Here is a 26,308-nt window from a genome sequence, read left to right as displayed (position 1 = left end):
GGCGTTTGCGGTCTCTTGCGACGGGCCTTTCCCGACCGGCCTACTCGGCCGCGCGCAACGGCAGCATCGAGGGCGCCTGCGCGGGGTCGGGCGCGTCCATGTCGTCCTCTGTCCAGACGATCTCGGGGTGGCGGACACGGCGCGCCTCGCGGGCCAGGGCCCAGTCGCGGGCGGCCTTGCTGCCGCGGCCGAAGGACATCCGGGCCAGCAAGCGGCCGAGCCAGCGGGCATAGGTCGTGACCCAGACCCGCAGCGCCAGCATCGAGGGCGTGAAGATCAGCGTCAGCACCGTGGCGATCCCGAGGCCGAAGACGACGGCCGTTGCCAGCTGCTTCCACCAGAGTGCGGTGGGGCTGTCGATCGTGTAGCCGCCGCCGATGAAATCCAGGCTGAGCCCGAACATCATCGGCGCCAGGCCCGCCATCGTCGTGATCGTCGTCAGCAGAACCGGGCGGATGCGATCCTCGGCGGTGCGGGTGATCGCGTCGATCCGGGGCATGTAGGCGGAATATTCCTGATAGGTGTCGATCAGAACGATGTTGTTGTTCACCACGATCCCTGCCAGCGCCACGATCCCCGTCCCGGTCATGATGATCGAGAAGGTCTGGTCCATGACCAGCATCCCGATCAGCACACCGGTGGTCGACAGCACTACCGCCAGCAGCACCAGCACCGAATTGTAGAACGAGTTGAACTGCGCCAGCAGGATGATGAACATCAACCCCAGCGCCCCGAGGAAAGCCATGCCGAGAAACGCCATGCTCTCGGCCTGCTCCTCCTGGTCGCCGGTCCATTCCCAGTTGACCGAGGACGGGAAGGGGTCCGTCTCCAGCCATTCGGTCAGGGCGGCGATCCGCTCGTTCGGGTTCACGGCCACGGTGCGGGCAGAGCCGTCGTCCATCGCCGCGATGACGTCGCCGCGGCTGGTGCCGGGCTCCAGCTGGGTGATCTGATACTCCTCGTCCGCGGCGGTCATGAAGGTCGCGCCGTCGTCGGCATTGGCGCGGACATCGTCCGTGACCTGGCGGAGATAGGCCAGGGTCTCGGGCGCGTCCTGATCCCCGGTGACGGCGCGGAACAGGCCCGGGCCGACGTCGGCCTTCACCTCGAAGGTGCGGGTCTGGTCGATCCGGTCGATCTGCGCCAGCTTGGCCACCGGTTCGCGGGTGACGAAGTTCGACAGCGGCACGAGGCCGACGTTGGTGCGCACCCGCAGCGTGTCGAGCGTCGACAGCACCCGGTCCTTCTCGGGCAGGCGGACGCGGATGTCGATCTCTTCATCGGACGAGGGCACCCGCATGGTGTCGAGCAGGATGCCGTTGGTCACCAGCTGGACCATGCCGCCGACGGTGGCCACATCAGCACCGAAGCGACCGGCCTGTTCGACATCCACGTTGATCTGCCAGTCGATGCCGGGCAGGGGCAGGGTGTCTTCGATCTGCACCAGGCCGGGAACGGTGTCGAAATGGGCGCGGGCGATGTCGGTGGCCTCGCGCAGCTCGTCCCAGTTGTCGCCCGTCAGCCGCAGATCGACCGGCTTGCCCGAGGCGGGACCCTGTGCCAACGCCAGGATCTCGGCCTGAATGCCGGGGATCTGGGCCAGTTGCTCGTTCAGCTCCTCGATCACGAGGTCGCCGTCGAGATCGGGCCGGTCGGTCCGGTCTTCCCAGGGGATCGTCTCGAACTGGACCTGGCCGACGGTGTCGCTGGGGACAGAGCCGCCGCTGGCATCGGTGTTGAGTCCGCCGTCGCCCGCGAAGGAGAAGACATTGACCACACCGGGATGGGCCAGCACGATCTCTTCGGCCTGGCGGACAAGCATGTCCTTCTCTTCCAGGCTGAGGTTGCCGCGGGCACGGACATAGACGGTGCCCTGCTCGGGTTCGCTCTCGACAAAGAACTCCACCCCGTTGCTGTTGGCGCCGAAGTAGATGAAGGTCGAGACAACGGCCGCGCCGATGGCCGCGATCGAGACGATCGGCATGATCGGGTTGCCGGCGATGGCGTGAATCACCCAGCCAAACACCGAGCGGCGATAGCCGGCCCTGATCTCGCGCGGGGCACGTTCGATCCGGGCCGAGCCCACGGTGATCGAGGTCAGCACCGCGCCGATCAGGAACAGCACCGTCCCGGGCAGCGAAGCGACGATCCCGTCGGTCTGCACCGCCGCGCCGGACAGGTAGGCGGGGTTCAGCGTCAGCATGGCGCCCACGAAGACGATCATCATCGACGGCGGCACCAGGGCCGCGCGGACGATCCAGGGCAGCCGCCGGCGCAGGGCGTTGGAGGCGTTAACGAAGAAGCGCGACATCCGGCCCGTGACGCCGCCCATGACGGGCAGGTAGACCAGCGCCACGATCAGCGAGGCCGACAGCACGAAGATCAGCGTGACCGGAAGCATCCCCATGAATTCGCCGGGGATCCCGGGCCAGAACAGCATCGGCAGGAAGGCGCAGAGCGTCGTCGCCGTGGACGACACGATCGGCCAGAACATCCGCTTGGCGGCCTCGGTATAGGCGTGCATCGGCCCCGAGCCCTCGGAAATGCGCTTGTCGGCGTATTCCACCACGACGATGGCGCCGTCCACGAGCATGCCGACGGCGAGGATCAGGCCGAACATCACGATGTTCGAGATCGTGATCCCCATCACCCCCAGCAGCACGAAGCACAGCAGGAACGAGGTCGGGATCGCGAAGCCCACCAGCAGTGCCGGACGGGTGCCCAGCGCGGCGAGCACGACGATCATCACCAGCGCCACGGCCGTCAGCACGGAGCCCTCGAGCTGGGACACCATGGAAGAGACCTGCCGCGACTGGTCGTTCGACGTGCCGACCGAGATCGCGGTCTGCAGCTCTTGCGGCCAGCTCGCGCGCTCGGCCTCGACGGTTTCCTTGACCAGTTGCACCGTGTCGATCAGGTTGAAGCCCTTGCGCTTGACCACCTGCAGCGCGACCGTGTTCACCCCGTTGAACCGGGCGGTGCCGCTGCGATCCTCGAAGGTCAGGCTGATCGAGGCCAGGTCGCCCAGGGTGACCACGCGGTCGCCCTCGGTCTTGACCGGCAGGTCGTAGATGTCGCGCGGCTCTTCGAAGGACGAGGGGATCTTGACCGAGAACGTGCCCTGCTCGGTGGCGACCTCGCCGGCCGCCACCAGAAGGTTGTTGTTGACCACCACGTTGATCAGCTCGCCCGCGGTCACGTTGTAGGATTCCAGCCGCAGCGGGTCGATCAGCACCTCCAGCATCTCGTCGCGCTGACCGGCGAGACCGGCCTCGAGCACCGGCTCCAGCGCCTCGATCCGGTCCTGCAGCGCCTTGGCGACCTGCAGCAGGGTGCGCTCGGGCACGTCGCCCGTGAGGTTCACGACGAGGATCGGGAACTCGGAGAAGTTGATCTCGGTGATCGAATACTGGTCGGCGCCCTGGGGAAACTGGCCTTGTGCGTTGTTCATCGCGTCGCGCACATCGGCGAGGATCTGGCTCTTGTCCCAGCCGAACTCGAACTCCAGCGCGACACCGGCATAGCCTTCGGCGGCGGTGCCGGACATGGACTTGAGCCCGTCGAGATCGGCGAGCTCGGTCTCCATCGGCTTGACCAGCAGCTTTTCGCTGTCCTCGGCGGAGATCCCCTGGAACGGGACCGAGATGAACAGCGCCGGGATCTCGATATCGGGCTCACCCTCCTTGGGAAGGCCCACGTAGGCATAGGCGCCCGCCGCAAGCGACAGCACGATGAAGGCAAGAACCATCCGGGCCCGGGAGGCGGCCCAATCAACGATACCGGTCATCCGTCAACATCCTCTGGATCTGCGGGCAACAGGCCCTGTGCGGCGCCACCTGCGGCCGCGTCGCCGGTGGCCTCGGCCGGCAGGGCGTCCGCGTCGCGGTAGGTCGGGTCCACCGGGACCCCGTCGATCACGTATTCCTGGCCCACGACGATCACGTCGGCCATCTCGGGCAGCCCGGTCAGCCAGACGCCCTGCGCGGTGTCGCGCAGCAGGGTGACCGGCGCGAACAGGGCGCGGCTGTCGTCATCGACCAGCCGCACGCCGAGGGCGCCGTCGTCATCCAGCGTCAGCGCCGATTGCGGCAGCAGGTGCGCCGTCCGGCCCTCGGTCTGGATCAGGATGTCGGCAGTCTGACCGTCGAGGATCGACAGGTCGGAATTGTCGACCGTGATCTCGACCCGGAACGTGCGGGTGGTCGGGTCGGCGGAGCGGCTGAGATAGCTCACCTGGCCGGTCAACTCGCGCCCGGACGACAGACGTGCGCCGGCCAACGCCCCGAGCTTGACCTCGGCGATGCGGGCTTCGGGCACGAATCCAACGACCTTGATCGGGTCGAGCTGGATGATTGTGGCGCAGAGCCCGCCGGGCTGGAGCAGCGTGCCGGTTTCGGCCGCATCGGTCTCCATCAACCCGCCGAAGGGGGCCTTGATCGACAGTTGCGAGATTGCCTGCCGGGCCGAGGCCACGGCCGCCTCGGCGGACTGGATCCCGGCCTGAGCGCCCTGCACCGCGGCCCGTGCGCCCTCGACGCCGGCCTCGGCGCTCTGGGTCTGGGCGCGGGCGGAGGTCAGCGAGGCCTCGGCGGAGGACACCGCGGCCCGGGCGGATTCGAGTGCTGCGGTCGCATTGGCGACCCGGGTTTCGGAGGCGAAACCGTCCTGAGACAGGCGCGTGGCCGCGTTCTCGTTGATCTCGGCCTCGGTCAGCTTGGCGCGGGCCTCGGCCACGCGGGATTCGGCCTCGGCGATGCGGGCAACGGCCTCGGCCTGCATCGCCTCGGCGGCGGGGATGCCGGCCTGCGCCTCGGGCAGGCGGGCGCGGGCCTCTTCGAGACGGCCGATCGCCTCTTCGAGCGAGGCCTGCCGGGTGCCGGGATCGAGCTCGCACAGGATCTCTCCGGTCTCGACCATCGCGCCCTTGCGGCGCGGCGCCGACATCACCAGCCCCGAGATCTCGGCCCGGACCTCGACCTGGCGGGCGGCCTCGGTGCGGCCGCGCAGGACGACCGCGTTGTCGATGGAGCTTGCAGTGCTGTGCACGGCGACCACGCGCACCGCCTCCATTTCTGGCTCGCCGCCGGCGTCCGTCGACTCGTCGGCGGGGGCGACCTGGGCGAATGCCAGCAGGGCATCGCGCTCGATGACCAGCATGTAAAGCACGGCCGTCACGATCGCGGCGGTCAGCAATGGCATCAGTTTCATAACACACCTTCCAGGCGACGGATCGAAGGCTGAACCCGATAGTTCAGTTGCGTTCCACTTAGAGACTTGCCAGCGAACCGCAAGTTTGGATGTCTGCTTTTCTACGCTGAACCGGTCGGTTCAGATTAGATTTCTTCCAATCCTGTTGCAATCGCGGCGAAAGCGCACAGCGAATGGCCGGCAATCGAACGGCGGGCCCCGGGGGACGGGGCTTGTCCCTCGGCGGTGCTTGAGGGTAAGAGAGCGCGGAAACACAAGGCCCCGACAGGGCCGTGGGAGGTGCGGTGAGCAACAACGAAAGCTTCATCGACGAGGTCAGCGAAGAGGTCCGCCGGGACCGGCTTTACGGCGCGTTCCGGCGCTATGGCTGGATCGGCGTGCTGGTGGTGCTGCTGGTCGTCGGCGGCACGGCGTGGACGCAGTATTCCGCCGCGCGCGACAGGGCGGTGGCCGAGGCGCGGGGCGACGCCCTGCTCGACGCCCTCGACCGGCCCGAGCCCGAGGGCCGCGCCGAGGCGCTGGCGCAGATCGAGGAGGCCGGCGCGTCGCGGGCCGTGGTCGGCTTTCTGACCGCCGATGCACAGGTCGAGGCAGGCGATGCCGCCGCCGGCGTGGCCACCCTGCGGACGGTGGCCGACGATGGCGAGGTCGGGCAGCTTTACCGCGAGTTGGCGCTGCTGAAGGCGCTGATGCTGGACGAGGAGATGCCGCCGGCCGAACGCGCCCAGGCGCTCGGCGGGCTGGGCCAGCCGGGGGCGCCGTTCCGCCTTGTCGCGCTGGAACAGCAGGCCTTTGCCCTGGTCGAAGCCGGCGATACCGAGGGGGCCTTGGCGGTGCTTCAGGGCCTTCTGGAGGATGCCGAGGTGACCCGGGGCTTGCGCGACCGCGCCTCTGCGCTGATTGTGTCGTTGGGGGGCGAGATCGGCGGGCAGGGCAACGACCTGCCGCCCTCGCTTGAATGAACGAGTTGTGAAAGGCGCTGCCATGTGGACGAAACGCACCCGGACCGCGATCGTGGCGCTTGCGGTTCTTGCCGGCTGTGGCGCACCTGACACCCGGCTTCCGGGCGAGCGTCTGGGGATCCGCGATTTCGGCAGCGTCTATGGCCCCGAACGGGTGACCGAGGTCAACACCGCGCGGCCGATCGCCCTGCCATCGGCGCGGGTGAACGGCGCCTGGACCCATCGCGGCGGCAGTGCCGCGCATCGGATCACCCACCCTGCGCTGCCCGCCAGCCTGACCCTGGCTTTCGCCACCGACATCGGCGCGGGCGACGTCCGGCGCGGGCGGATCACCGCGGATCCGGTGGTCGCTGGCTCCACCATCTTCGCGATGGATTCGCGCAACACGGTGAGCGCGGTCAGCAACGCCGGTGCGCTGCTCTGGCAGGCCGACCTGCGCCGCGGCTTCGAGAATCCCCGCGACGCGAGCGGCGGCGGGCTCGCCTATGCCGGCGGGGTCGTCTACGTGACCACCGGCTTCGGCGAACTCAAGGCGCTGGACGCGGCCTCGGGCGGCACGATCTGGACCCAGGACCTGGATGCCTCGGGCGGCTCGGCGCCGACGGTCTCGGGCGACATGATCTATGTCTCGGCCCGCGACAGCCGGGGCTGGGCGGTGGACCGCCGCACCGGCCGTGTCCGCTGGACCCTGCCGGGCGTGCCCTCGCCCAGCGGCTTCGGCGGCGGGCCGGGGCCGGCGGTGGCCGACGGCCTGGTGGTGTTTCCGTTCTCGTCCGGCGAGGTCGTCGGCGCCTTCGCGATCGGCGGACAGCAGCGGTGGTCCTCGGTCGTGACCGGCCAGCGCGACGGGCGGGCTCTCGGTACGATCTCGGAAATCGCGGGCGACCCGGTGATCTCGGGCAACGTGGTCTATGCCGCCAACGTCTCGGGCCGGCTGGAGGCGCTGTCGCTGTCCACCGGCGACAGGATCTGGACCGCGGACGAGGGCGCGGTCAGCCCGGTCGTCCCGGTGGGCGGCGCGGTGTTCCTGGTCAACGACCTCAGCCAGCTTGTCCGGCTTGACGCGGGCACGGGCCAGGTGATCTGGCGCAGCCAGCTGCCGGTGCGCGAGCCGCGGCAGGGCCTTTTCGGCGGGCCGTCGCGGTCCAACGAGGTCTACGGCCATTACGGCCCGGTCCTGGCCGGCGGGCGGCTGATCGTCGCCTCCTCGGACGGGGTGCTGCGGCAGTTCGACCCGCGCAGCGGCGCGGTTGTGGGCGAGCTCGCGATCCCCGGTGGCGCGACGACGAATCCCGCCGTGGCGAACGGCACGCTCTACGTCGTCAGCGGCGCGGGGCAACTTCTGGCTTTCCGTTGACGCCGTAAGGGTGTATCGGGCCGGTCTTCAAGGACCGGACCCATGAGCTTTACCCTCGCCATCGTCGGACGCCCAAATGTGGGCAAGTCCACCCTTTTCAACCGACTGGTTGGTCGCAAGCTGGCGTTGGTCGACGACCAGCCGGGCGTGACCCGCGACCTGCGCGAGGGCGAGGCGCGGCTTGGCCCCATGCGCTTTACCGTGATCGACACGGCCGGCCTCGAGGAGGCGACCGACGAAAGCCTGCAGGGCCGGATGCGCAAGCTGACCGAGCGCGCGGTGCAGATGGCGGATGTCTGCCTCTTCGTGATCGACGCGCGGGCGGGGGTGACGCCCACCGACGAGATGTTCGCGGGGATCCTGCGCAAGATGTCCGCCCATGTGATCCTCGCCGCGAACAAGGCCGAGGGCCGGGCCGGGGAATCGGGGCTGCTTGAGGCCTATTCGCTGGGCCTGGGCGAGCCCCTGCGCCTGTCGGCCGAACATGGCGAGGGCATGAGCGAGCTGCACGCGATGCTGGAGCCCGTCGCCAAGGAGCACGCCGAGCGCGCCGAGGCGGCGGCCCCGGTGGTCGATGTCGATGTCGAGGACGGCGAAGAGCACGAAAGCTGGGAGCCGACCGAGGCGCGGCCCCTGCAGATTGCCGTAGTCGGCCGGCCCAACGCGGGCAAGTCCACGCTGATCAACAAGATCATCGGGCAGGACCGTCTACTGACCGGCCCCGAGGCGGGGATCACCCGCGATTCGATCTCTCTGGCCTTCGACTGGGAGGGCGTGCCGACGCGCCTGTTCGACACCGCCGGCATGCGCAAGAAGGCGCGGATCCAGGACAAGCTGGAGAAGATGTCGGTGACCGACGGCCTGCGCGCGGTGCGCTTCGCCGAGGTGGTGGTCGTGCTGCTCGATGCCGAGATCCCGTTCGAGACGCAGGATTTGCGGATCGCGGACCTCGCCGAGCGCGAGGGCAGGGCGGTGGTCGTCGCGGTCAACAAGTGGGACCTGGAGACCGAGAAACAGGACAAGCTGCGCGACCTGCGCGAAGCTTTCGAGCGGCTGTTGCCGCAGTTGAGGGGGGCGCCGCTGGTCACGGTCTCGGCCAAGACCGGCCGCGGGCTCGACCGGCTGCGCGAGGCGATCCTGTCGGCCCATGCGGTCTGGAATTCCCGCGTGGGGACTTCGTCGCTCAATCGCTGGCTGTCCGAGATGGTCGAGGCGCATCCGCCCCCCGCCCCCGGGGGCCGCCGGATCAAGCTGCGCTATGCCACGCAGGTCAAGACCCGCCCGCCGGGCTTCGTGGTGATGTGCTCGCTGCCCGACAAGCTGCCCGAGAGCTATACCCGCTACCTGGTCAACGGCCTGCGCGACGATTTCGACATGCCGGGCACGCCGATCCGGCTGCACATGCGCTCGCAATCGGACAAGAACCCCTACAAGGGGCGCAAGAAGTCCACGCCTTCGCGCCTGCGCAAGCACCTGGGCAAGGGGCCCTACAAGGGCACCTGAGGCGCCCCTGACCTGATTGAGCGCTTCCGCGCGCTCTTTTTTCTTGCAGATGAGAGGCGACGCGCCGGAACAGTGGGCCGGCCCGGCTGTGCCCGGCTGTGGCGGGGCCCCGGATAGCAGGCTTGCGGTTTCAGGCGTCCAAGGGCGCGGGCCGCAGGGCGATGCGGATCGCCATGGCTGTCAGGACGAAGGCCCCCGCCGCCGCGATGATCGACAGCGCGAGCTTGTCGCTGCCGTTCTGGACGATGACCGCGATCAGCGCCCAGGTGACGGTGAGCCCGTATTCGGGCGCCTTCTCCAGCCAGTCCTGGATCGCGATCGCCGTGACCAGCGCGATGACGATGCCCACATAGGCCCAGCCGGTGGCGTCGAACAGGATCCCGTAGCCCGCCAGCGTGCTGCCGAGCGAGACGAAGGAGGCCGCCGTCAGCCAGCCCGCGTAGATCCCCAGCGGCGCCTGCAGGGTCCAGCGGTCGAACCAGGGCGCGGCCTTCAGCGCCATGACGGCGGTGGCCGCCATCGCCACGATCATCACCGTTGCCCAGATCGCCGATTGCCCCGCGACCCAGAGCCAGGGCGTGCCCAGCAGCAGGCTCGGCACCAGCCAGGCCCGGGGCGCTTCCCAGGCGGGGTCGTCCTCGCGCTTGCGCAGGCCGAAGACCGCCGAGACCAGCAGCCACAGGTAGATCAGCCCCCAGATGCCGAAGGCATAGCCCGCGGGCTCGATTGGCGGGGAATCCTGCGGGATCGGCAGTTGCGCCCCGTCGAACCCCGCGAAGGGCGGGGTGATGAGGGGCGCCCCGGCGAAGGTGACGGAAAGGATCAGGGTGGCGATGGCTAACAAGCGTCTCATGACGGGAACAACTCCGGAAGACCGAATTCGGTTCGAATGCGCGTGGCGGTTTTCGGCAGGATGCGGTTGCGGCGGAGATAGAGCTCCTTGCCGCGCAGCTTGCCGCGGCGCTGGCGCATGTTCTCGCCGTGCCCCACGAGATAGAGCGCGGCGGGGAAGGGGACAGGGGCCATCGTCATGCCGTAGCGGGCCATGCGGGCCGGCACCTCGACATGTTTGCCCCGGTTGCGGATCGGGGTCAGGCAGGCGTCGCCCTGCCGGAAGTCGAAGCGCAGCGCCGAGGAGGAGCCGCATTCGCGGATGAAGCTGTGCGCCCAGGGAAAGCGCCAGCTCTTGGGCCCCATGTAGGCCAGCGCTCCGCTGCGCAGATCGAGCATGTAGCCCCGCTCGATCCAGTAGCCCGCGCCGTTGTTGTCGGCCGCGATATGGGCCACCAGGCCCGGGTGCAGCAGATCGTCGGCATCGAGCTGGAAGAGGTAGCCGTCGCCGCCGTGGTTGGCCGCGAGATAGCGCAGCATCAGCTCTTTCTTGGCGACGTTGTCGAAGGTGGTGACGGTCTCGGGGGTGACCGCGTCGGGGGTGCCGAAGGGCAGGAAGGTCACCTGTCCGTCGAAGGCGATGGAGTCCGGCTGGTCCTGGCAGCAGACCAGCGCGCGCCAGCGCGGCGAGGTCTGGGCCCGCAGGCTGGCCAGGGTGGCGGCCAGGTGGTGCTGGACCACCGCCCAGTCATAGGCGCGGGCGCGGCTGATCAGGGGGATGATGAAGACGACCTCGGGGCTGTCCGAGGGGGGCAGGGGCGGGTGCGCCGCTGCCCAGTCCTCAGGCGAGCTGTCCATCGGCCGTGATCCGCGTCTTGCCCCGCAGCCAGGGGTGCAGCGCCTCGGGCAGGGTGACGGAGCCGTCCTCCTCCTGCCCGTTCTCCAGCACCGCGATCAGGGTCCGGCCCACGGCGAGGCCCGAGCCGTTCAGCGTGTGGACGAACTGTGGCTTGCCGCCCTCGGCCCTGTAGCGCGCGTTCATCCGCCGGGCCTGGTAGTCGCCGCAGGTAGAGACCGAGCTGATCTCGCGGTAGGCGTTCTGCCCGGGCAGCCAGACCTCGATGTCATGGGTGCGGCGCGCGCCCGCGCCCATGTCGCCGGTGCACAGGACCACCGTCCGGAAGGGCAGGCCCAGCTTTTCGAGGATCGTCTCGGCGCATTTCGTCATCCGCAGGTGCTCGGCGTCGCTGTCCTCGGGCTTGGTGACCGACACCATCTCGACCTTCTCGAACTGGTGCTGGCGCAACATGCCGGAGGTGTCGCGCCCCGCGGACCCCGCCTCGGAGCGGAAGCACTGGGTGTGGGCCACGTAGCGGCGCGGCAGATAGCTTTCGTCCAGGGTCTCGCCGTTGACGATATTGGTCAGCGTCACCTCGGCCGTGGGGATCAGCCACCAGCCGTTCGTGGTCCGGTAGCTGTCCTCGCCGAACTTCGGCAACTGACCGGTGCCATACATCATCTCGTCGCGCACCAGCACCGGGGTGATCGTCTCGGCCAGGCCGTGCTCCTCGACATGGGTGTCCAGCATGAACTGCGCCAGCGCCCTGTGCAGCCGTGCGATGGCGCCCGACAGCAGCACGAACCGGCTGCCCGAGAGCTTGGCCGCCGTCTCGAAATCCATGCCCGGCAGGGCGGCGGGAATCTCGTAGTGTTCCAGTGGCTTGAAGGCGAAGTTGCGCGGGTCGCCCCAGCGGTTGATCTCGACGTTGTCGGCCTCGTCCTTGCCGTCGGGGATGTCGTCATAGGGCAGGTTCGGCAGCGCCATCAGCAGGTCGTTGAGCTGGGCGTCGGCGGTCTTGGCCTCGTCGGTGAGGCTGGCGATGGCGGCCTTCCTGTCGGCCACCTCGGCCCGAAGCCGGTCGAATTCCGCGTCGTCGCCCTTGGCCTTGGCCTGCCCGATCAGCTTGGCGGCGGCGTTGGCCTCGGCCTGGGCCGTCTCGGCGGCGAGGATCCTTGCGCGGCGGGTCTCGTCGATGGCGAGGATTTCGGCCGAGACGGGCGCCACACCCCTGCGGGAGAGGGCGGCGTCGAAAGCGGCCGGTTTCTCGCGGATGGCGCGGATGTCGTGCATGGGGGGGTCCTCGGGTGGGCTATCGTTGCCGGGTCTATGCCCGATCCGGGCGGAGGGGGAAAGGGGGGCGGATCGGCGCCCATGTGCAGGCCGGGGCGGGGCCAAGGGCGCATCGGACCCTGTGAAAAATCTGCATGCGCGGCCTTGCCCGGATGAGAAAGGGCCCGGGAGGCGACCGATGGTCCGGAGGCGCCCCCTCATGTCGTGGCCCGAAAGCGATGCTGACGTTGATCTCGCGATGCGCGGGCCTTTTCGGCAACGCCGCTTGCGCCAGCCATGTCGCAATCATTTCTGCGGCCGCCCCTCATGGGTTCAGGCTCTGGCCGATCAGACTGACCGCCGGCAGATTTTCCCGGCCCGGCCCGGCCCGGCCCGGCCTGGCCCGGACCAGACGGAGCGGCGCCGGGTGGATCGTCGGCGTGGCCCGAGGTGCGCAAGCCAGGTCGAATCGCGCGAGCCTTTTCTCCTCAACGAGGTGGGGCTCTTTCCTGATCCCGAGGGCCAGCCCTTTCTCATGCATGAGGCGCGGAAAGCCCGCCCCGACGGTTGTGTTCCGGCGGGGCCGGCAGGGGAAAGGTGCGACAGAAAGGGGTCCGGCGTTGCGTCCGGGGCGCAAGATGTCCATATGGCTGCGCAACCAGGGGGCTCGCGCCCCGCAACCGACAGACGAGGTTCCCATGCAAGGTGGCGCAATCGCCCAGTTCATCCCGCTGATCCTGATCTTCGCGATCATGTATTTCCTGCTCATCCGGCCCCAGCAGAAAAAGCTCAAGGACCATCAGGCCATGGTCAAGGCGCTCCGCCGCGGTGACCAGGTCGTGACGCAGGGCGGGCTGATCGGCAAGGTCTCCAAGGTCAAGGACGACAACGAACTCGAGGTCGAGCTTGCCCAGGGCGTGCATGTCCGCGTCGTGCGCTCGACGGTCGCGCAGGTTGTCAGCAAGACAGAGCCCGCCAAGGGATGATACCCCGCGCCGCGCTTGCCCTGGCCCTGACGACCGGCACCGCGGCCGGCCAGGAGGGGTGTTTTGCGGTGACGCTTCAGGGCGGCGCGGCCGGCCAGGTCCCGGCGATCGCGGCGGCGCTGACGGCGCGGGTCGGCGAGCTTGGTGCGACGGTGGACGGGCGGACGGTGACGGTTCCCGGTTCCTGGGACATCGCGGCCCGAGAGGCGCTGTTCACGGCGCCGGGGCGGCTGTCGTTTCACGCGGTGGATGACAATGCCGACACCGGCGCGGCCTTGATCCACGACGTGGCGATCGACCGGGCGGAGGTCCGCGTCGAGGTCGCCGGGCCAGCGCTGGTGCTGACGCGCGCGTCCCGCGACGCCGCTTCGCCGGAACGGATCACGACCGAGCGGGTGGGCCGCGCCTTGGCGGTGGCGGTCGACGGCGCGGTGATCGCCACCCCCCGGGTGATGGAGCCGATCCGCGGTGGCCGGCTGGCCATTTCCGGCGGGCTCGGCGGGCTGGACCCGGACGACATGTCGCGAGGGCTGGCGGCGCCCTTGCCCTTGCAGCTGCGGATCGCCGTGGTAGATCGCGTGGCGTGCGCTGCGGGCGAGAAGTGAAGGACGAGCGATGCTGAACATCCCTCTTTGGCGGCGGGTATTGATCTGGGTGGTCGTGGCTGCGGGGCTTCTGCTGGCCTTGCCGAACGCCTTCTATTCCCGCGTGGAAGTGTCGAACGACGCCGAATCCGTCATCGCCACCGGACTTTCGAACGAGGCGCTCGCGGCGCAGGCCGGCCAGTGGCCGTCGTTCCTGCCCGACGGGCTGGTGAACCTCGGCCTCGACCTGCGCGGCGGGGCCCATCTGCTGGCCGAGGTCAAAGTGTCCGACGTCTACGAGACGCGGATGGAAAGCATGTGGCCCGAGGTGCGCGACACCCTGGCGGCCGAGCGCGACGTGGTCGGCTTTGTCACCCGCGAAGCCTCCGCCCCGGACGAGCTGCGGGTGCGGATCTCGGACCCGACCGGCGCCGACCGTGCGCTGGAGCTGGTGCGCGGGCTCGCCCGCCCGGTGGTCAGCCTCACCGGTGTGGGCGCGATGGACATCGAGGCGCGGGCCGAGGGCGCGGACATCATCATCGGCCTCAGCGACGCCGAGCGGGCCGCGACGGACGAACGCACCGTGCGCCAGTCGCTGGAGATCATCCGCCGCCGGATCGACGAGGTGGGCACCCGCGAACCCGCGATCCAGCGCCAGGGCGACGACCGGATCCTGATCCAGGTCCCCGGCGTCGGCTCCGCCGCCGAGTTGAAGGCGATCATCGGCACCACCGCTCAGCTGTCGTTCCGCCCCGTGGTGGGCACGGTGTCGGACCCCAACACCCAGGTGGGCGCCGGCGAAGAGTTGCTGCCCTTCCCGAGCCAGGGCGCCGACAGCTATGCCATCGTCGAGACCGCGCCTGTGGTCTCGGGCGAGGATCTGGTGGATGCCCAGCCGTCGTTCGATCAGAACAACCGGCCCGCAGTCAGCTTCCGGTTCAATCCGACCGGCGCGCGCCGGTTTGGTGACTACACGGCGGCCAACGTGGGGGCGCCCTTCGCCATCGTGCTCGATGACGAGGTGATCAGCGCGCCGCGGATCAACGAGGCGATCCGGGGCGGGTCCGGCATCATCATGGGCGATTTCACGGTCGAGGAATCGACCGACCTTGCCGTGTTGTTGCGGGCCGGGGCGCTGCCCGCCGAGCTCACGTTCCTCGAGGAACGGACCATCGGCCCGGAGCTGGGGCAGGACAGCATCGACGCGGGCACCATCGCCTGCATCGTGGCCTTCGCGGCCGTCATGGTGTTCATGGCCCTGAGCTACGGCCTCTTCGGCCTCTTCGCCAATATCGCCCTGCTGGTCAACGTGGGCCTGATCTTCGGCCTGCTGAGCCTGATCGGCGCGACGCTGACCCTGCCGGGAATCGCGGGGATCGTGCTGACCATCGGCATGGCGGTGGACGCCAACGTGCTGGTGTTCGAGCGGATCCGCGAAGAGCTCAAGACCGCCAAAGGGCCGAGCCGGGCGATCTCTCTGGGCTACGAGAAGGCGCTCTCGGCGATCATCGACGCCAACATCACCACCTTCATCACGGCCGTGATCCTGTTCGCCATGGGGTCGGGGCCGGTGCGGGGCTTTGCCATCACGCTGGGGCTCGGGATCATCACGTCGGTCTTCACCGCGATCTTCGTGACGCGCGTGCTGATCGCCACGTGGTTCGACCGCCGCCGCCCGAAAACCATCGAGGTCTGACCCATGCGCCTGAGACTTGTTCCGCAAGAGACCAACTGGGATTTCTTCTCGCGCTCGAAGCTGTGGCTGGGCATTTCCGGTTTCATGATCGTGCTGGCGCTGATCTCGTTCGGCGTGCGGGGGCTGAACTACGGGATCGACTTTGCCGGCGGCACGACGATCCGCGCCGAGAGCGCGCAGCCGATCGACGTGGGCGGCTACCGCACGGCGCTCGATCAGCTGGGGCTGGGGGACGTGTCGATCACCGAGGTGTTCGACCCGAGCTTCGGCGCCGACAAGAACGTGGTGTCGATCTCGATCCAGGCGCAGGAAGGCCAGGAATCGGTCTCGGCCGACACCATCGCCGAGGTCGAGGCGGTGCTGCAGGAGATCGTGCCCGACATCCGCTTCACAGCGGTCGAATCGGTGGGCCCGACGGTCTCGGGCGAATTGATCACCACCGCGATCCTGGCCGTCGTGCTGGCGATCGGCGCTGTGCTGATCTACATCTGGCTGCGGTTCGAATGGCAGTTCGCCCTGGGCGCCGTGGTGGCCCTTGTGCATGATGTGGTGCTGACGCTGGGCATCTTCTCCGAGATCGGGATCCGGTTCGATCTGGCGATCATCGCGGCGCTGCTGACGATCGTGGGCTACTCGCTCAACGACACGGTTGTCGTGTTCGACCGGGTGCGCGAGAACCTGCGGCGGTTCAAGAACCGCGATCTGCAGGATGTGCTGAACCTGTCGATCAACGAGACCCTCAGCCGAACGTTCATGACCTCGTTCACAACGCTGGTCGCGCTGATCGCGCTGTTCGTGCTGGGCGGGGACGTGATCCGGGGCTTCGTCTTCGCGATGATCTGGGGCGTGATCGTGGGGACCTATTCGTCGATCTTCGTGGCCTCCACGATCCTGCTGCAACTGGGCGTCAAGCGGGATTGGTCCAAGCCCGACCCCAAGGCCGGCACGCAATTCGGCTCGGACCCGTCGTGACAGGGCGCGTCAGAATATTCGCGAATATTCTGGACCACCGAGTCTTACCGCCGCCGCACATCTGACATGGCGGTCGAGCTGCTCTGGTGGCTTGCGCCGGCCGCGCTGCTGGCCGGGCTGGTGCGCGGCTTTACCGGGTTCGGCACGGCCATGGTCTACCTGCCGGTGGCGGGGCAGGTGCTGGAGCCCTTCGCGGCGATCACGACCCTTCTGCTGATGGATCTCGCCGGTCCGCTGCCCGGCGTGCCCGGCGCCTGGCGGGCGGCCCGCATCCCCGACCTGCGGCGTCTGGGGATCGGCCTTGTGATCGGCTTGCCCGCGGGGGTGGCGCTTCTGACACTCGCGAGCCCCGATGTCTTCCGGTTCACGGTCTCGATCGTCTCGTTGGTGTTGCTGGCGCTGCTGGTGGCGGGCGTGCGTTACAGGGGACAGCTGACGCCGCCGAAAATCATCGGAACCGGCATCCTGTCGGGCCTTCTGGGCGGGGTGGCCGGCATCGCGGGGCCGCCCGTGATCCTGTTCTACATGGCCAGCCCCCTGCCGGCCGCCGTCATCCGTGCCAACACGCTGCTTTACCTGCTGCTGACCGACATGGCGCTGATCGTCGTCTTCTGGGGCTCGGGCAACCTGGCCAGCCCCGCCATCCTGACCGGCGTCCTGCTGACATTGCCCAATGCCCTTGGCAATGCCATCGGCGGGCGCCTCTTTGACCCCGAGCGCCCGCGGCTCTACCGTATGGCGGGCTACATCGTCATTGCCGGCTCCGCCTTGTCGGGCCTGCCCATCTGGACCTGAGGAACACGACCATGCGCCTGAACGAAATCGTCTACAACGACTCCAGGCCGATCGACGGCTATGGCCCGGGGTTCTTCCGCATCGGCGGAGAGGTCGTGTCGGGCGCGGTGGTCGTGTCGCCGCATGGCGTGCAATCCTGGGGCGGGGTCGAGGACGCCGAGACCCTGCTGGCGCTGGCCGGGTCGGTGGACGTGATCCTGGTCGGCACCGGGGCCGAGATCGCACACCTGCCCGGACCCCTCCGCGAGGCTCTCGAACAGGCCGGCATCGGGGCCGAGCCCATGTCCTCGCCCGCCGCCGCGCGCAGCTACAACGTGCTGCTCTCCGAGGGCCGGCGGGTGGCGGTGGCGTTGCGCCCGGTTTGACTTTCGCTGCCCCGCGCCCTGGGATAGATCCGCTGCATGTTGAGCGTCGAAAACCTCTCTGTTGCCCGCGGGGGCATGCCGGTCCTGTCGGGTGTGTCCTTCACCCTCGCGGCCGGCGAGGCGCTGGTCCTGCGGGGGCCGAACGGGATCGGCAAGACGACGCTGCTGCGCACGCTCGCGGGGCTTCAGCCGCCCCTCTCGGGCCGCATCGAGATGGCGGAGGGCGCCGGCGCCTATGCCAGCCATGCGGACGGGATCAAGGCGCAGCTGACCGTGGCCGAGAACCTGGCCTTCTGGGCCGAAGTCCATGGCGGAAAACTCACTGACGCGGTGTTCGAGGCGTTCGAGCTGACAGAGCTGCGCGACCGCCTCGCGGGCACGCTCTCGGCGGGCCAAAAGCGGCGGACGGGGCTTGCGCGGCTGGGCGTCGTGGGCCGCCCGGTGCTGTTCCTGGACGAGCCGACAGTGTCGCTCGACCGGTTTTCGGTGAGGATGTTCGCGACCTTCCTGCGCGACACCCACCTGGCGGGCGGCGGCTGCGCGGTGATCGCGACCCATATCGACCTGGGCCTTGAGGCGCCGGAACTGGACCTTACGCCCTATGCCGCCGCATGGGATGCCGGCGGCGGTGCGGACGAGGCCTTTCTGTGATCGCGCTGCTGCTGCGGGACATGACGCTCGCTGTGCGGGCCGGGGGCGGCTTTGGCCTGGGCCTGGCCTTTTTCCTGATCGTGGTGGTGCTGGTCCCCTTTGGCGTCGGACCCGAGGCGGCCGTCCTGACGCGGATTGCCCCCGGCATCCTGTGGGTCGCGGCGCTGCTGGCGGCGCTGCTGTCGCTGGATCGGATCTTCGCGCTCGACTGGGAGGACGGCTCGCTGCCATTGCTGGCGACCTCGCCGCTGCCGCTGGAGGCGGTCGCGCTGATGAAGGCGCTGGCCCATTGGGTCACCACCGGCCTGCCGCTGACGCTGGCCGCGCCGGTGCTGGGGTTCCTGCTGACACTCGCGCCCGAGGCCTATGTCTGGCTGCTTGCGTCGCTGGCGCTGGGGACGCCAGCGCTGTCGATGATCGGCACCTTCGGCGCGGCGCTGACCGTCGGCCTTCGACGCGGAGGGCTGCTGATGTCGCTTCTGGTGCTGCCGCTCTATGTGCCGACGCTGATCTTCGGCGCCGAGGCCGTGCGCCGCGGGGCCGAGGGCACGGGCGCGACGACACCGCTGCTGTTCATGGCGGGGATCACCTTCGGCACCATTGCCCTGCTGCCCTTCGCGGCGGCTGCGGCATTGCGCGTCAATCTGCGGTGAAGCCATTGAGCCGCGCCACCACGAGGGCTAGATAACCCCCATGTCGATCTGGGAATACGCCAACCCCAAGAAGTTCATCGCGACCACGACCCCGGTGATCCCGTGGCTGTTCGCGGCCGCAGGCGTGGCCATCGTCGGGGCGCTGATCTGGGGGTTCTTCTTCACGCCGGACGACTACCGGCAGGGCTCGACGGTCAAGATCATCTACCTGCACGTCCCCTCGGCGATGATGGCGATCAACACCTGGGTGATGATGCTGGTGGCCTCGCTGATCTGGCTTGTCCGGCGCCACCATGTCTCGGCGCTGGCCGCCCGTGCGGCGGCGCCGGTGGGCATCGTCATGACGCTGTTGGCGCTCTTCACCGGGGCGATCTGGGGCCAGCCCATGTGGGGCACCTGGTGGGCCTGGGACCCGCGGCTGACCTCGTTCCTGATCCTGTTCCTGTTCTACCTCGGCTATGTGGCCCTCTGGCAGGCGATCGACGACCCGGATACCGCCGCCGACCTGACGGCGGTCCTCTGCATCGTCGGCTCGGTCTTTGCCGTTCTCTCGCGCTATGCGGTCCTGTTCTGGAACCAGGGCCTGCACCAGGGCGCGTCGCTGTCGCTCGATGCAGAGGAAAACGTGGCCGACGTGTTCTATTACCCGCTGCTGCTGTCCCTAGCCGGCTTCGTGCTGCTGTTCCTGGCGCTGGTGCTGCTGCGCACCCAGACCGAGATCCGGGTCCGCCGCACCCGCGCCCTGCTGGCCCGCTCGCGCCGCGCCGCCCCCGAGGCCCGCGCCTGATGCCCGATCTGGGAAAATATGCGACCGAGGTTCTGGCGGCCTACGGCGTCTCGATCGCCCTGCTGATCGGCATCGTCTGGATCAGCGTCGCGCGCGCCCGCAAGGTGCGCCGCCAATTGCAAGACGTGGAGCACCGCGATGGCTAAGATCTCTCCCCTCGTGATCCTGCCGCCGGCGATCTTCGCCGCGATCGCCGGGCTGTTCCTCGGCGGCATGTTCCGCGACAACCCCGACGATCTGCCCTCGACCCGCATCGGCCGGCCCGCCCCCCCGATCACCACCGAGGCGCTCGCGGGCTATCCCGCGCTCGATCCCGCGGCGCTGGCCTCGGGCGAGGTGACGCTGGTCAATTTCTGGGCCAGCTGGTGCCCGCCCTGCCGCGCCGAACATCCCATGCTGCTCGACCTCGAGGCGCGGGGCATCCGGATCGTCGGCGTGAATTTCCGCGACCAGGAAGACAACGCGCTCGCCTACCTCGCCGAGAGCGATTCGCCGTTCTTCGCCGTTCCCTTCGATCCCCGCGGCCGCAGTGCCATCGACTGGGGGGTGACCGCCCCGCCGGAGACCTTCATCGTCGATGGTGACGGCACGGTGCTCTACCGCTTCGCAGGCCCGCTGATCGGCAGCGACTACGAACGGCGCTTCGCCCCGGAACTGCAAAGGGCGCTGGACGCCGCCGCCCAGGGCGGCGGATCATAGGCGAAATAATCCTTCTCGAAAACGCAGATTGCTGGCACACTCTTTCGTGAACAGAGGGTGAAGAGCAATGAAGGCAATTATCATAGCACTTTCGGCGGGTCTCGCCGCAAATCTTGCCATTGCAGAACCGAACCTTGACCGCGGCGAATACCTCGTCGAGGGGCTGGCCGGCTGTGGGAATTGCCACACCCCGCTCGGGCCGCAGGGGGCCGACATGGACCGCAACCTCGCGGGCCGCCTGGTCGAGGACCTGCCGATCTTCACCGCCGTTGCGGCGAACATCACCCCGGCCGGCAGGGTCGGCACCTGGTCCGACGCCGAATTGGTCCGAGCGATCCGCGAAGGCATCCGCCCCGACGGCACTGTGATCGGCCCGCCGATGCCGATCGGCCTCTATCGCGGCCTGTCCGACGACGACGTGATGAGCATCGTGATGTACCTGCGCACGGTCCCCGCGGTCGAGAATGACCCGGGCGCCAGCGTCTACAACATCCCGCTGCCGCCGGCCTACGGCCCGCCGATCACCACGGTCTCGGCCCCGCCGCAGGGCGTGACGGTCGAGTATGGCGGCTACCTCGCGGGCCCCGTGGCCCATTGCCTGGAATGCCACACGACCTTCGGCGAGATAGGCCCGATGATGGACACCCACCTGGGCGCGGGCGGCTACGAATTCCACGGGCCTTGGGGCGTCTCTGTCGCGCCGAACCTGACCAGCCACCCCGAGGACGGGATCACCGACTACTCCGACGCGGAGCTCAAGACGATGATCACCACGGGCATGCGCGGCGACGTCCCGATGATGCCGCCGATGCCCTATCCCTATTACGCCAACGCAACCGAGGACGATATCGACGCGATTATCCTCTTCCTGCGGACCCTGCCGGCGCTGCCCGACCCGGAGTAAAGGCAACACGAGGAACAACGCAAAAGGCGCCCCACCATCACCGGAGGGGCGCCTTTCTCATTCATCTTGGCCGAAAAACTCCCGCCGGAGGCGCAGCTCTCGACCGGGGGCGGCGGGGCCGTCAAAGGCCTCCGCCATCGCGGTCAGGCCGCCTTGGCGAGGTTGCGCAGCACGTAGTGCAGAACGCCGCCGTGCTCGATGTATTCCACCTCGATGGCGGTATCGATCCGGCATTTCAGCGTGATCGTCTTGCTCGTGCCGTCCGCGTAGGTGATCGTCGCGGGCACTTCGGCCTGCGGGGTCACGTCGTCCAGCCCCGAGATCGACACGGTCTCGTCGCCCTTCAGGCCCAGCGTCTTGCGGGTGTCCTCCCCCATGAACTCGAACGGGATCACGCCCATCCCCACCAGGTTGGAGCGGTGGATCCGCTCGAAGCTCTCGGCGATCACAGCCTTCACCCCCAGCAGGTTGGTGCCCTTCGCGGCCCAGTCACGGGACGAGCCCGCGCCGTATTGCTCGCCGCCGAAGATCACCAGCGGGGTTCCCTCGGCCTGGAAGGCCATCGCCGCCTCGAAGATCGAGGTCTGGTTGCCGTCGGGCCCGAGCGTATAGCCGCCCTCGACCCCCTCCAGCATCTCGTTGCGGATGCGGATGTTGGCGAAGGTGCCGCGCATCATCACCTCGTGGTTGCCGCGGCGGGAGCCGTAGGAGTTGAACTCGCGCACCGGCACCTGGCGGTCGATGAGATACTTGCCCGCCGGTGTGCTGTCCTTGAAGGCCCCTGCGGGCGAGATGTGGTCGGTGGTGACCATATCGCCCAGGATCGCGAGCACGCGGGCGCCGTCGATGTTGGAGATCGTGCCCGGGTCCTTGCCCATGCCCTGAAAGTAGGGCGGGTTCTGGACATAGGTGGAGGACGGCGGCCAGTCGTAGGTCTCGCTGTCCGTGGTCTCCACCTCCTGCCATTTGTCGTCGCCCTTGAAGACGTCGGCGTATTTCTCGGTGAAGGCGGCGCGGGTGACGGTCTGTTCCACCAGGTCGGCGACCTCTTTCTGGGTGGGCCAGAGGTCGTGCAGATAGACGTCGGTGCCGTCCGGGGTCTGGGCGATGGGGTCGGTGGCGACATTGATGTTCATGTCGCCGGCCAGGGCATAGATCACCACCAGCGGCGGCGAGGCGAGGTAGTTCGCGCGCACATCGGCATGGATGCGCCCCTCGAAGTTGCGGTTGCCCGACAGCACCGAGGTCACCATCAGGTCGTTGTCGGCGATCGTCTTGGACAGCTCCGGCGCGATCGGGCCGGAATTGCCGATGCAGGTGGTGCAGCCGTAGCCCACCAGGTTGAAGCCGATCGCGTCCAGATCCTCCTGCAGCTCGGCGGCCTCGAGATAGGCGGACACGACCTGAGAGCCGGGCGCCAGCGAGGTCTTGACCCAGGGCTTGCGCGTCAGGCCGAGGGCCCGCGCCTTGCGCGCCACCAGGCCCGCGCCGATCATCACGTAGGGGTTCGACGTGTTGGTGCAGGAGGTGATCGAGGCGATCACGACCGACCCGTCGCGGATCTCGTAATCTGCGCCCTCGACCTTGCCCGACTTGCGCGGATCGGCCGGCAGCGCGTCCACGGCGGGGCCTTCGGCGGTCATCTCCCGGGCGGCGCTGCTGTCGTCCTCGCCGCGGTATTCGCTGACCACGTCCATGAAACGCGCGGCGGCAAGATCCAGCGGCGTGTGGTCCTGCGGGCGCTTGGGGCCGGAAATGGCGGGCACGACGGTGCCCATGTCCAGCTCCAGCGTGGCGGTATAGACCGGGTCGTAATCCGGCCCGCGCCACATGCCGTTCTCTTTGGCATAGGCCTCGACCAGGGCGATGCGGTCCTTGTCGCGGCCCGTCAGTTCCAGGTATTTCAGGGTTTCGCCATCGATCGGGAAGAAGCCGCAGGTGGCACCGTATTCGGGCGCCATGTTGCCGATGGTGGCGCGGTCCGCGAGCGGCAGATGGTCGAGGCCGTCGCCGTAGAACTCGACGAACTTGCCGACGACGCCATGTTTGCGCAGCATCTCGACGACCTTCAAAACGAGGTCGGTGGCGGTCGTGCCCTCGACCATCCGGCCGGTCAGCTTGAAGCCCACGACCTCGGGGATCAGCATTGAGACGGGCTGTCCCAGCATCGCGGCCTCGGCCTCGATCCCGCCGACACCCCAGCCAAGGACGGCCAGGCCGTTAACCATGGTGGTGTGCGAATCGGTGCCCACCAGCGTGTCGGGATAGGCCACCTCCTCGCCGTGCTGGTCGGTGTCGGTCCAGACGGTCTGGGCGAGGTATTCCAGATTCACCTGGTGGCAGATGCCGGTGCCGGGGGGCACGACGCGGAAGTTGTTGAACGCGCTCTGGCCCCACTTGAGGAAGGTGTAGCGCTCGATGTTGCGCTCGTACTCGCGGTCGACGTTCATCTGGAAGGCGCGCGGGTTGCCGAACTCGTCGATCATCACCGAGTGGTCGATGACCAGGTCGACGGGGTTGAGCGGGTTGATCTGCTGCGCGTCACCGCCGAGCGCCACGATGCCGTCGCGCATGGCGGCAAGGTCGACCACGGCCGGAACACCGGTGAAATCCTGCATCAGCACACGGGCGGGGCGGTAGGCGATCTCGCGGTTGGTCTTGCCGCCGTTGGCGGCCCAGGCGGCAAAGGCGCGGATGTCGTCGAGCGTGACGGTCTTGTCATCCTCGAACCGCAGCATGTTCTCGAGCACCACCTTGAGCGCGGCGGGCAGGCGGGAGAAATCCCCAAGGCCCGCATCCTGTGCGGCGGGGATGGAATAATAGGCGATGGACGCGCCACCCGCGGTGAGCATCTTGCGCGTCTTGGCGCTGTCGTGACCGACTGTAATGGGCATGGAGAACCTCCGACTGACCTGTTTCGGAACCGTTGCAGCCCCTTTGCCAAAGCCGTGATGGGGGCGCAAGGGGCAATTGTATACCTTTGTGCACAAAGCGGCGATTGGCCGCGCCGTCCGTGGCACAATGCGTGATAATTGCGCCGCTGTCACATCTTCTCCCGCATCCTTGATTGGCGGGCGTCGCGGCAGTGAGATAGATCGATTGGCAAGCAACAAACGAGGATGTCATGCGACATGCGCTTTCTGCGGCCGTTCTGAGCCTTGCTCTGGGGGCCGGTGCTGCGCTGGCCGACACGCCGAAGGTGGTCGTGGAATTGTTCACGTCGCAGGGCTGCTCCTCGTGCCCGCCGGCGGATGCGATGCTGCGCGACCTGGCGCAGCGCGACGACGTGATCGCCCTGGCCCTGCACGTGGATTACTGGGATTACATCGGCTGGGCCGACATCTTTGCGAGCCCCGCCTTCACCGAGCGGCAGAAGGCCTATGCCCGCGCGGCGGGCGAGCGCATGGTCTATACCCCCCAGATGATCATCGGTGGCGTCGATCCGGTCGTGGGCACCCGGCCGATGCAGGTGGCCGATCTGCTCCGCGCCCATTCCGAGGTGGCCCGCAGCGTGTCGCTGGGTCTGCGGGCAACCGGCGACGAGGTCGAGATCACCGCCGAGGGTGAAGGCGACTGGGCCGATTGCATCGTGCAGCTGGTCCGCTACCTGCCCGAGCGTACGGTCGAGATCGACCGGGGCGAGAATGCCGGGCGGACGCTGGTCTATGCCAACGTGGTCACCTCCTGGGAGGTCGTCGGCGAATGGGACGGGCAGGGGACCTTCTCGCTGACCGTGCCGCGCGGCGACCAGCCGCTGGCGGTGATCGTCCAGCGCGAGGGCCACGGCGCGATCCTGGCCGCCGCCGCGCTGGACTAGTCGCGCAGCAACGGCACGCCCGTCCGCAACGCCTTTTCATGGCTCTTCCAGCGGCGGTGCACCCACATCCATTGCTCGGGATGATCAGCGATTCGCGCCTCCAGCCGCGCGTGCAGGACGCGGGTCATGGTCACCGGGTCGTCCGGCGGGATCGGCGCCTCGATGATCGCGCGGAAGCGGAGCCCGTCGGGCTGGCGGATCCCGAACCAGGGCACCAGCGCGGCGTCGTATTTCAGCGCGAGCTTCGCCGCGGAGGTCGCGGTGCGGGCGGGCAGGCCCATGAAATCAAGGACATCGCCGCGGGGCTGGTGCAGGTCGTAGAACAGGATCCCCCAGCCGCCGCCCTGCAGATACCGGGCGAAGCCGACCGTGCCCTCGCGCCCCTGGACAAAGACCGTGCCCCCGACCGAGGCCAGCGTCCGCCGGTAATGGTCGTCGAAATGCGGATTCGTGAACGGCCGGTAGATGCCGCCGATCCGGTCGCCCTGTGCGGCGAGCAGATGGCGGGGCACCTCGTGATTGCCGAAATGCGCCGAGACGAAGAGCACCGGGCGCTTGTCGCGCCTTGCCTTCTCGAGCGTGGCGAGGCCGTCGCCCTCGAGCGCGGTGCCCTGAAGGTGACGGCCAAGATCCGCGTGGCAGAAGTTCTCCATCACCGTTCGGCCGAAATTGTCGAGCGTCCGGCTGGTGAGCGCCTGCCGTTCGGCCCCGCCCATGTCCGGCCAGACCATGGAGAGATTGCGCCGGACCCGCCGGCGATACCCGGCCAGCGGCGCGATCACATGCACCGTGAGCCAGCCAAACGCCCGCACACGCGGGGAAAACGGCAGCACGGAGAGCCCCGCCAGCAAGGCGCGGAAGGCCATGTAGCGCAGTCTGTCCAGCAGGCGTTTCGGCAGGGAAGGGCGGGGCGGCATCATGGCACCGGCATAGCCAAGCCCCCGCGACTTGACCAGAGAGCGGAGGGCGCCGGTCCCGGCCCGCGTTCCCGGGTCCGAAGGTGTGCAGGCCTGTTGGGGTTTCGGCTGGCCCGTACGATCCGCCGACGGGGGCAAACGGTCGGAATCGTGAGCGCCTCTGTCCGGTGCCGAGCGCCGTTTCGCGTTGTCATGCGGAGCCGGGGAGCTGCCGATGGCCTCGGGAGCGCTGGCGCACCTGCTGCGGTCGCGGCCGTTCCATCTGCCCGGTTGGCGCCGTTCAGTCGCAAGACGCGGGCCGGCACTGGCCGGTTGGCGCTTCTTGATCGAAAGGAGCGCCGAGCAGGGCCCAACCGGCGGGGCCTCGCACGTCGTCCAAGGCGGATCGCACCGTCTTCGCTGGGTGGTGTGCCGGTGCCGAGAAGCGGGCCCTTGAGAAGGGCGTCGTGCCATGTCCAACGGGTGTCGAGGCGCGATTCCGGCATCGCGCCCGGCCTGGTGCTTGAGCCCC

The 26,308-nt window shown here is 68.5% G+C and carries 23 protein-coding genes; 16 read left to right on the top strand and 7 right to left on the bottom strand.

What is annotated here, in order from left to right; translation table 11 throughout:
* Positions 1–40: 40 nt before the first annotated feature.
* Positions 41–3,787, bottom strand: coding sequence for an efflux RND transporter permease subunit (locus tag ROA7023_RS12350; protein ID WP_085879346.1), 3,747 nt, complete (start codon positions 3,785–3,787; stop codon positions 41–43).
* Positions 3,784–5,208 (bottom strand): efflux RND transporter periplasmic adaptor subunit, encoded by a 1,425-nt coding sequence (locus ROA7023_RS12345; protein WP_085879345.1) that lies wholly within the window; start codon positions 5,206–5,208, stop codon positions 3,784–3,786. The genes ROA7023_RS12350 and ROA7023_RS12345 overlap by 4 nt, the downstream gene beginning before the upstream one ends.
* Before the next feature lie 284 nt (positions 5,209–5,492).
* Here ROA7023_RS12345 and ROA7023_RS12340 point away from each other — a divergent pair, with 284 nt between their 5' ends.
* The 3 genes from ROA7023_RS12340 to der are packed head-to-tail and all read left to right on the top strand — an operon-like array spanning position 5,493 to position 9,030.
* Entirely contained in the window at positions 5,493–6,170 is a 678-nt protein-coding gene (locus ROA7023_RS12340) for a tetratricopeptide repeat protein (RefSeq protein ID WP_085879344.1), read from the top strand.
* Positions 6,171–6,192: 22 nt separating this feature from the next.
* Positions 6,193–7,527, top strand: a complete 1,335-nt coding sequence (locus ROA7023_RS12335; RefSeq protein ID WP_085879343.1) for a PQQ-like beta-propeller repeat protein — start codon at positions 6,193–6,195, stop codon at positions 7,525–7,527.
* 42 nt (positions 7,528–7,569) lie between these two features.
* A complete protein-coding gene (gene der / locus ROA7023_RS12330) occupies positions 7,570–9,030 on the top strand; it encodes a ribosome biogenesis GTPase Der (RefSeq protein WP_085879342.1) in 1,461 nt (486 codons plus the stop codon).
* Between the two features lie 130 nt (positions 9,031–9,160).
* Here der and ROA7023_RS12325 read toward each other — a convergent pair whose 3' ends face one another.
* From ROA7023_RS12325 to serS, 3 genes are read right to left on the bottom strand one after another with little or no spacing between them, the layout of a single operon-like run.
* Positions 9,161–9,883: a TspO-related membrane protein gene (locus ROA7023_RS12325; protein ID WP_085879341.1), complete on the bottom strand. Its 723-nt coding sequence runs from the start codon at positions 9,881–9,883 to the stop codon at positions 9,161–9,163.
* On the bottom strand, positions 9,880–10,719 hold the full coding sequence (locus ROA7023_RS12320) for a glycosyltransferase family protein (RefSeq protein WP_085879340.1): 840 nt from the start codon (positions 10,717–10,719) through the stop codon (positions 9,880–9,882). The genes ROA7023_RS12325 and ROA7023_RS12320 overlap by 4 nt, the downstream gene beginning before the upstream one ends.
* The gene (serS, locus tag ROA7023_RS12315) at positions 10,703–11,992 is read right to left on the bottom strand and encodes a serine--tRNA ligase (protein WP_085879339.1); all 1,290 of its coding nucleotides are present in this window, start codon (positions 11,990–11,992) and stop codon (positions 10,703–10,705) included. Before serS ends, ROA7023_RS12320 begins: the two co-directional genes overlap by 17 nt.
* Positions 11,993–12,669: 677 nt before the next feature.
* Here serS and yajC point away from each other — a divergent pair.
* The 12 genes from yajC (at position 12,670) to ROA7023_RS12250 (ending at position 21,063) form a co-directional block, all read left to right on the top strand.
* Complete coding sequence (gene yajC, locus ROA7023_RS12305; RefSeq protein ID WP_085879336.1) at positions 12,670–12,957, top strand: preprotein translocase subunit YajC; 288 nt, start codon at positions 12,670–12,672, stop codon at positions 12,955–12,957.
* Complete coding sequence (locus ROA7023_RS12300) at positions 12,954–13,562, top strand: SecDF P1 head subdomain-containing protein (RefSeq protein ID WP_085879335.1); 609 nt, start codon at positions 12,954–12,956, stop codon at positions 13,560–13,562. The genes yajC and ROA7023_RS12300 overlap by 4 nt, the downstream gene beginning before the upstream one ends.
* Positions 13,563–13,572: 10 nt before the next feature.
* Positions 13,573–15,237 carry a protein translocase subunit SecD gene (gene secD / locus ROA7023_RS12295; protein ID WP_085879334.1) on the top strand — a complete coding sequence of 555 codons (1,665 nt, stop codon included), beginning with the start codon at positions 13,573–13,575 and terminating at the stop codon, positions 15,235–15,237.
* 3 nt (positions 15,238–15,240) lie between these two features.
* Positions 15,241–16,209, top strand: coding sequence for a protein translocase subunit SecF (gene secF, locus ROA7023_RS12290; protein WP_085879333.1), 969 nt, complete (start codon positions 15,241–15,243; stop codon positions 16,207–16,209).
* A gap of 66 nt (positions 16,210–16,275) precedes the next feature.
* Positions 16,276–17,004 carry a sulfite exporter TauE/SafE family protein gene (locus ROA7023_RS12285; RefSeq protein WP_085879332.1) on the top strand — a complete coding sequence of 243 codons (729 nt, stop codon included), beginning with the start codon at positions 16,276–16,278 and terminating at the stop codon, positions 17,002–17,004.
* An 11-nt stretch (positions 17,005–17,015) separates the two neighbouring features.
* Complete coding sequence (locus ROA7023_RS12280; protein ID WP_085879331.1) at positions 17,016–17,369, top strand: Mth938-like domain-containing protein; 354 nt, start codon at positions 17,016–17,018, stop codon at positions 17,367–17,369.
* A gap of 36 nt (positions 17,370–17,405) precedes the next feature.
* Positions 17,406–18,020, top strand: coding sequence for a heme ABC exporter ATP-binding protein CcmA (gene ccmA, locus ROA7023_RS12275; RefSeq protein ID WP_085879330.1), 615 nt, complete (start codon positions 17,406–17,408; stop codon positions 18,018–18,020).
* Positions 18,017–18,673, top strand: a complete 657-nt coding sequence (ccmB, locus tag ROA7023_RS12270) for a heme exporter protein CcmB (protein WP_085879329.1) — start codon at positions 18,017–18,019, stop codon at positions 18,671–18,673. The genes ccmA and ccmB overlap by 4 nt, the downstream gene beginning before the upstream one ends.
* Positions 18,674–18,713: 40 nt before the next feature.
* Positions 18,714–19,460: a heme ABC transporter permease gene (locus ROA7023_RS12265; protein WP_085879328.1), complete on the top strand. Its 747-nt coding sequence runs from the start codon at positions 18,714–18,716 to the stop codon at positions 19,458–19,460.
* Positions 19,460–19,606: a heme exporter protein CcmD gene (gene ccmD, locus ROA7023_RS12260; protein WP_085879327.1), complete on the top strand. Its 147-nt coding sequence runs from the start codon at positions 19,460–19,462 to the stop codon at positions 19,604–19,606. The genes ROA7023_RS12265 and ccmD overlap by 1 nt, the downstream gene beginning before the upstream one ends.
* Positions 19,599–20,159: a DsbE family thiol:disulfide interchange protein gene (locus ROA7023_RS12255; protein WP_085879326.1), complete on the top strand. Its 561-nt coding sequence runs from the start codon at positions 19,599–19,601 to the stop codon at positions 20,157–20,159. Before ccmD ends, ROA7023_RS12255 begins: the two co-directional genes overlap by 8 nt.
* A 67-nt stretch (positions 20,160–20,226) precedes the next feature.
* Positions 20,227–21,063, top strand: coding sequence for a c-type cytochrome (locus ROA7023_RS12250; RefSeq protein WP_085879325.1), 837 nt, complete (start codon positions 20,227–20,229; stop codon positions 21,061–21,063).
* 143 nt (positions 21,064–21,206) lie between these two features.
* Here ROA7023_RS12250 and acnA read toward each other — a convergent pair whose 3' ends face one another.
* Positions 21,207–23,957: an aconitate hydratase AcnA gene (gene acnA / locus ROA7023_RS12245; RefSeq protein ID WP_085879324.1), complete on the bottom strand. Its 2,751-nt coding sequence runs from the start codon at positions 23,955–23,957 to the stop codon at positions 21,207–21,209.
* 230 nt (positions 23,958–24,187) lie between these two features.
* On the opposite strand from acnA, the gene ROA7023_RS12240 reads away from it, so the two are divergent.
* Positions 24,188–24,880 carry a DUF1223 domain-containing protein gene (locus ROA7023_RS12240; RefSeq protein ID WP_085879323.1) on the top strand — a complete coding sequence of 231 codons (693 nt, stop codon included), beginning with the start codon at positions 24,188–24,190 and terminating at the stop codon, positions 24,878–24,880.
* Here ROA7023_RS12240 and ROA7023_RS12235 read toward each other — a convergent pair.
* Positions 24,877–25,797 carry a lysophospholipid acyltransferase family protein gene (locus ROA7023_RS12235; RefSeq protein ID WP_159458494.1) on the bottom strand — a complete coding sequence of 307 codons (921 nt, stop codon included), beginning with the start codon at positions 25,795–25,797 and terminating at the stop codon, positions 24,877–24,879. The two genes, ROA7023_RS12240 and ROA7023_RS12235, sit on opposite strands and share 4 nt — an antisense overlap.
* Positions 25,798–26,308 lie beyond the last annotated feature (511 nt).

Origin of the sequence: Roseisalinus antarcticus, assembly GCF_900172355.1 — a bacterium.
GTDB classification, from domain to species: Bacteria; Pseudomonadota; Alphaproteobacteria; order Rhodobacterales; family Rhodobacteraceae; genus Oceanicola; species Oceanicola antarcticus_A.
Note: the sequence above shows the minus strand (reverse complement) of the source record. Positions and strands in the feature narration are given on the sequence as shown.

Bases quoted from the DNA above. Each gene is read 5' to 3' on its own strand.
- ROA7023_RS12345 (WP_085879345.1), bottom strand. From the start codon at position 5,208: ATGAAACTGATGCCATTGCTGACCGCCGCGATCGTGACGGCCGTGCTT.
- ROA7023_RS12265 (WP_085879328.1), top strand. From the start codon at position 18,714: ATGTCGATCTGGGAATACGCCAACCCCAAGAAGTTCATCGCGACCACG.
- ROA7023_RS12240 (WP_085879323.1), top strand. From the start codon at position 24,188: ATGCGACATGCGCTTTCTGCGGCCGTTCTGAGCCTTGCTCTGGGGGCC.
- ROA7023_RS12235 (WP_159458494.1), bottom strand. From the start codon at position 25,797: ATGCCGCCCCGCCCTTCCCTGCCGAAACGCCTGCTGGACAGACTGCGC.
- ROA7023_RS12320 (WP_085879340.1), bottom strand. From the start codon at position 10,719: ATGGACAGCTCGCCTGAGGACTGGGCAGCGGCGCACCCGCCCCTGCCC.
- serS (WP_085879339.1), bottom strand. From the start codon at position 11,992: ATGCACGACATCCGCGCCATCCGCGAGAAACCGGCCGCTTTCGACGCC.
- ROA7023_RS12350 (WP_085879346.1), bottom strand. From the start codon at position 3,787: ATGACCGGTATCGTTGATTGGGCCGCCTCCCGGGCCCGGATGGTTCTT.
- ROA7023_RS12285 (WP_085879332.1), top strand. From the start codon at position 16,276: ATGGCGGTCGAGCTGCTCTGGTGGCTTGCGCCGGCCGCGCTGCTGGCC.
- ROA7023_RS12300 (WP_085879335.1), top strand. From the start codon at position 12,954: ATGATACCCCGCGCCGCGCTTGCCCTGGCCCTGACGACCGGCACCGCG.
- ccmA (WP_085879330.1), top strand. From the start codon at position 17,406: ATGTTGAGCGTCGAAAACCTCTCTGTTGCCCGCGGGGGCATGCCGGTC.
- secD (WP_085879334.1), top strand. From the start codon at position 13,573: ATGCTGAACATCCCTCTTTGGCGGCGGGTATTGATCTGGGTGGTCGTG.
- ROA7023_RS12250 (WP_085879325.1), top strand. From the start codon at position 20,227: ATGAAGGCAATTATCATAGCACTTTCGGCGGGTCTCGCCGCAAATCTT.
- ROA7023_RS12280 (WP_085879331.1), top strand. From the start codon at position 17,016: ATGCGCCTGAACGAAATCGTCTACAACGACTCCAGGCCGATCGACGGC.
- ROA7023_RS12335 (WP_085879343.1), top strand. From the start codon at position 6,193: ATGTGGACGAAACGCACCCGGACCGCGATCGTGGCGCTTGCGGTTCTT.
- yajC (WP_085879336.1), top strand. From the start codon at position 12,670: ATGCAAGGTGGCGCAATCGCCCAGTTCATCCCGCTGATCCTGATCTTC.
- der (WP_085879342.1), top strand. From the start codon at position 7,570: ATGAGCTTTACCCTCGCCATCGTCGGACGCCCAAATGTGGGCAAGTCC.
- ROA7023_RS12325 (WP_085879341.1), bottom strand. From the start codon at position 9,883: ATGAGACGCTTGTTAGCCATCGCCACCCTGATCCTTTCCGTCACCTTC.
- ROA7023_RS12255 (WP_085879326.1), top strand. From the start codon at position 19,599: ATGGCTAAGATCTCTCCCCTCGTGATCCTGCCGCCGGCGATCTTCGCC.
- secF (WP_085879333.1), top strand. From the start codon at position 15,241: ATGCGCCTGAGACTTGTTCCGCAAGAGACCAACTGGGATTTCTTCTCG.
- ccmD (WP_085879327.1), top strand. From the start codon at position 19,460: ATGCCCGATCTGGGAAAATATGCGACCGAGGTTCTGGCGGCCTACGGC.
- acnA (WP_085879324.1), bottom strand. From the start codon at position 23,957: ATGCCCATTACAGTCGGTCACGACAGCGCCAAGACGCGCAAGATGCTC.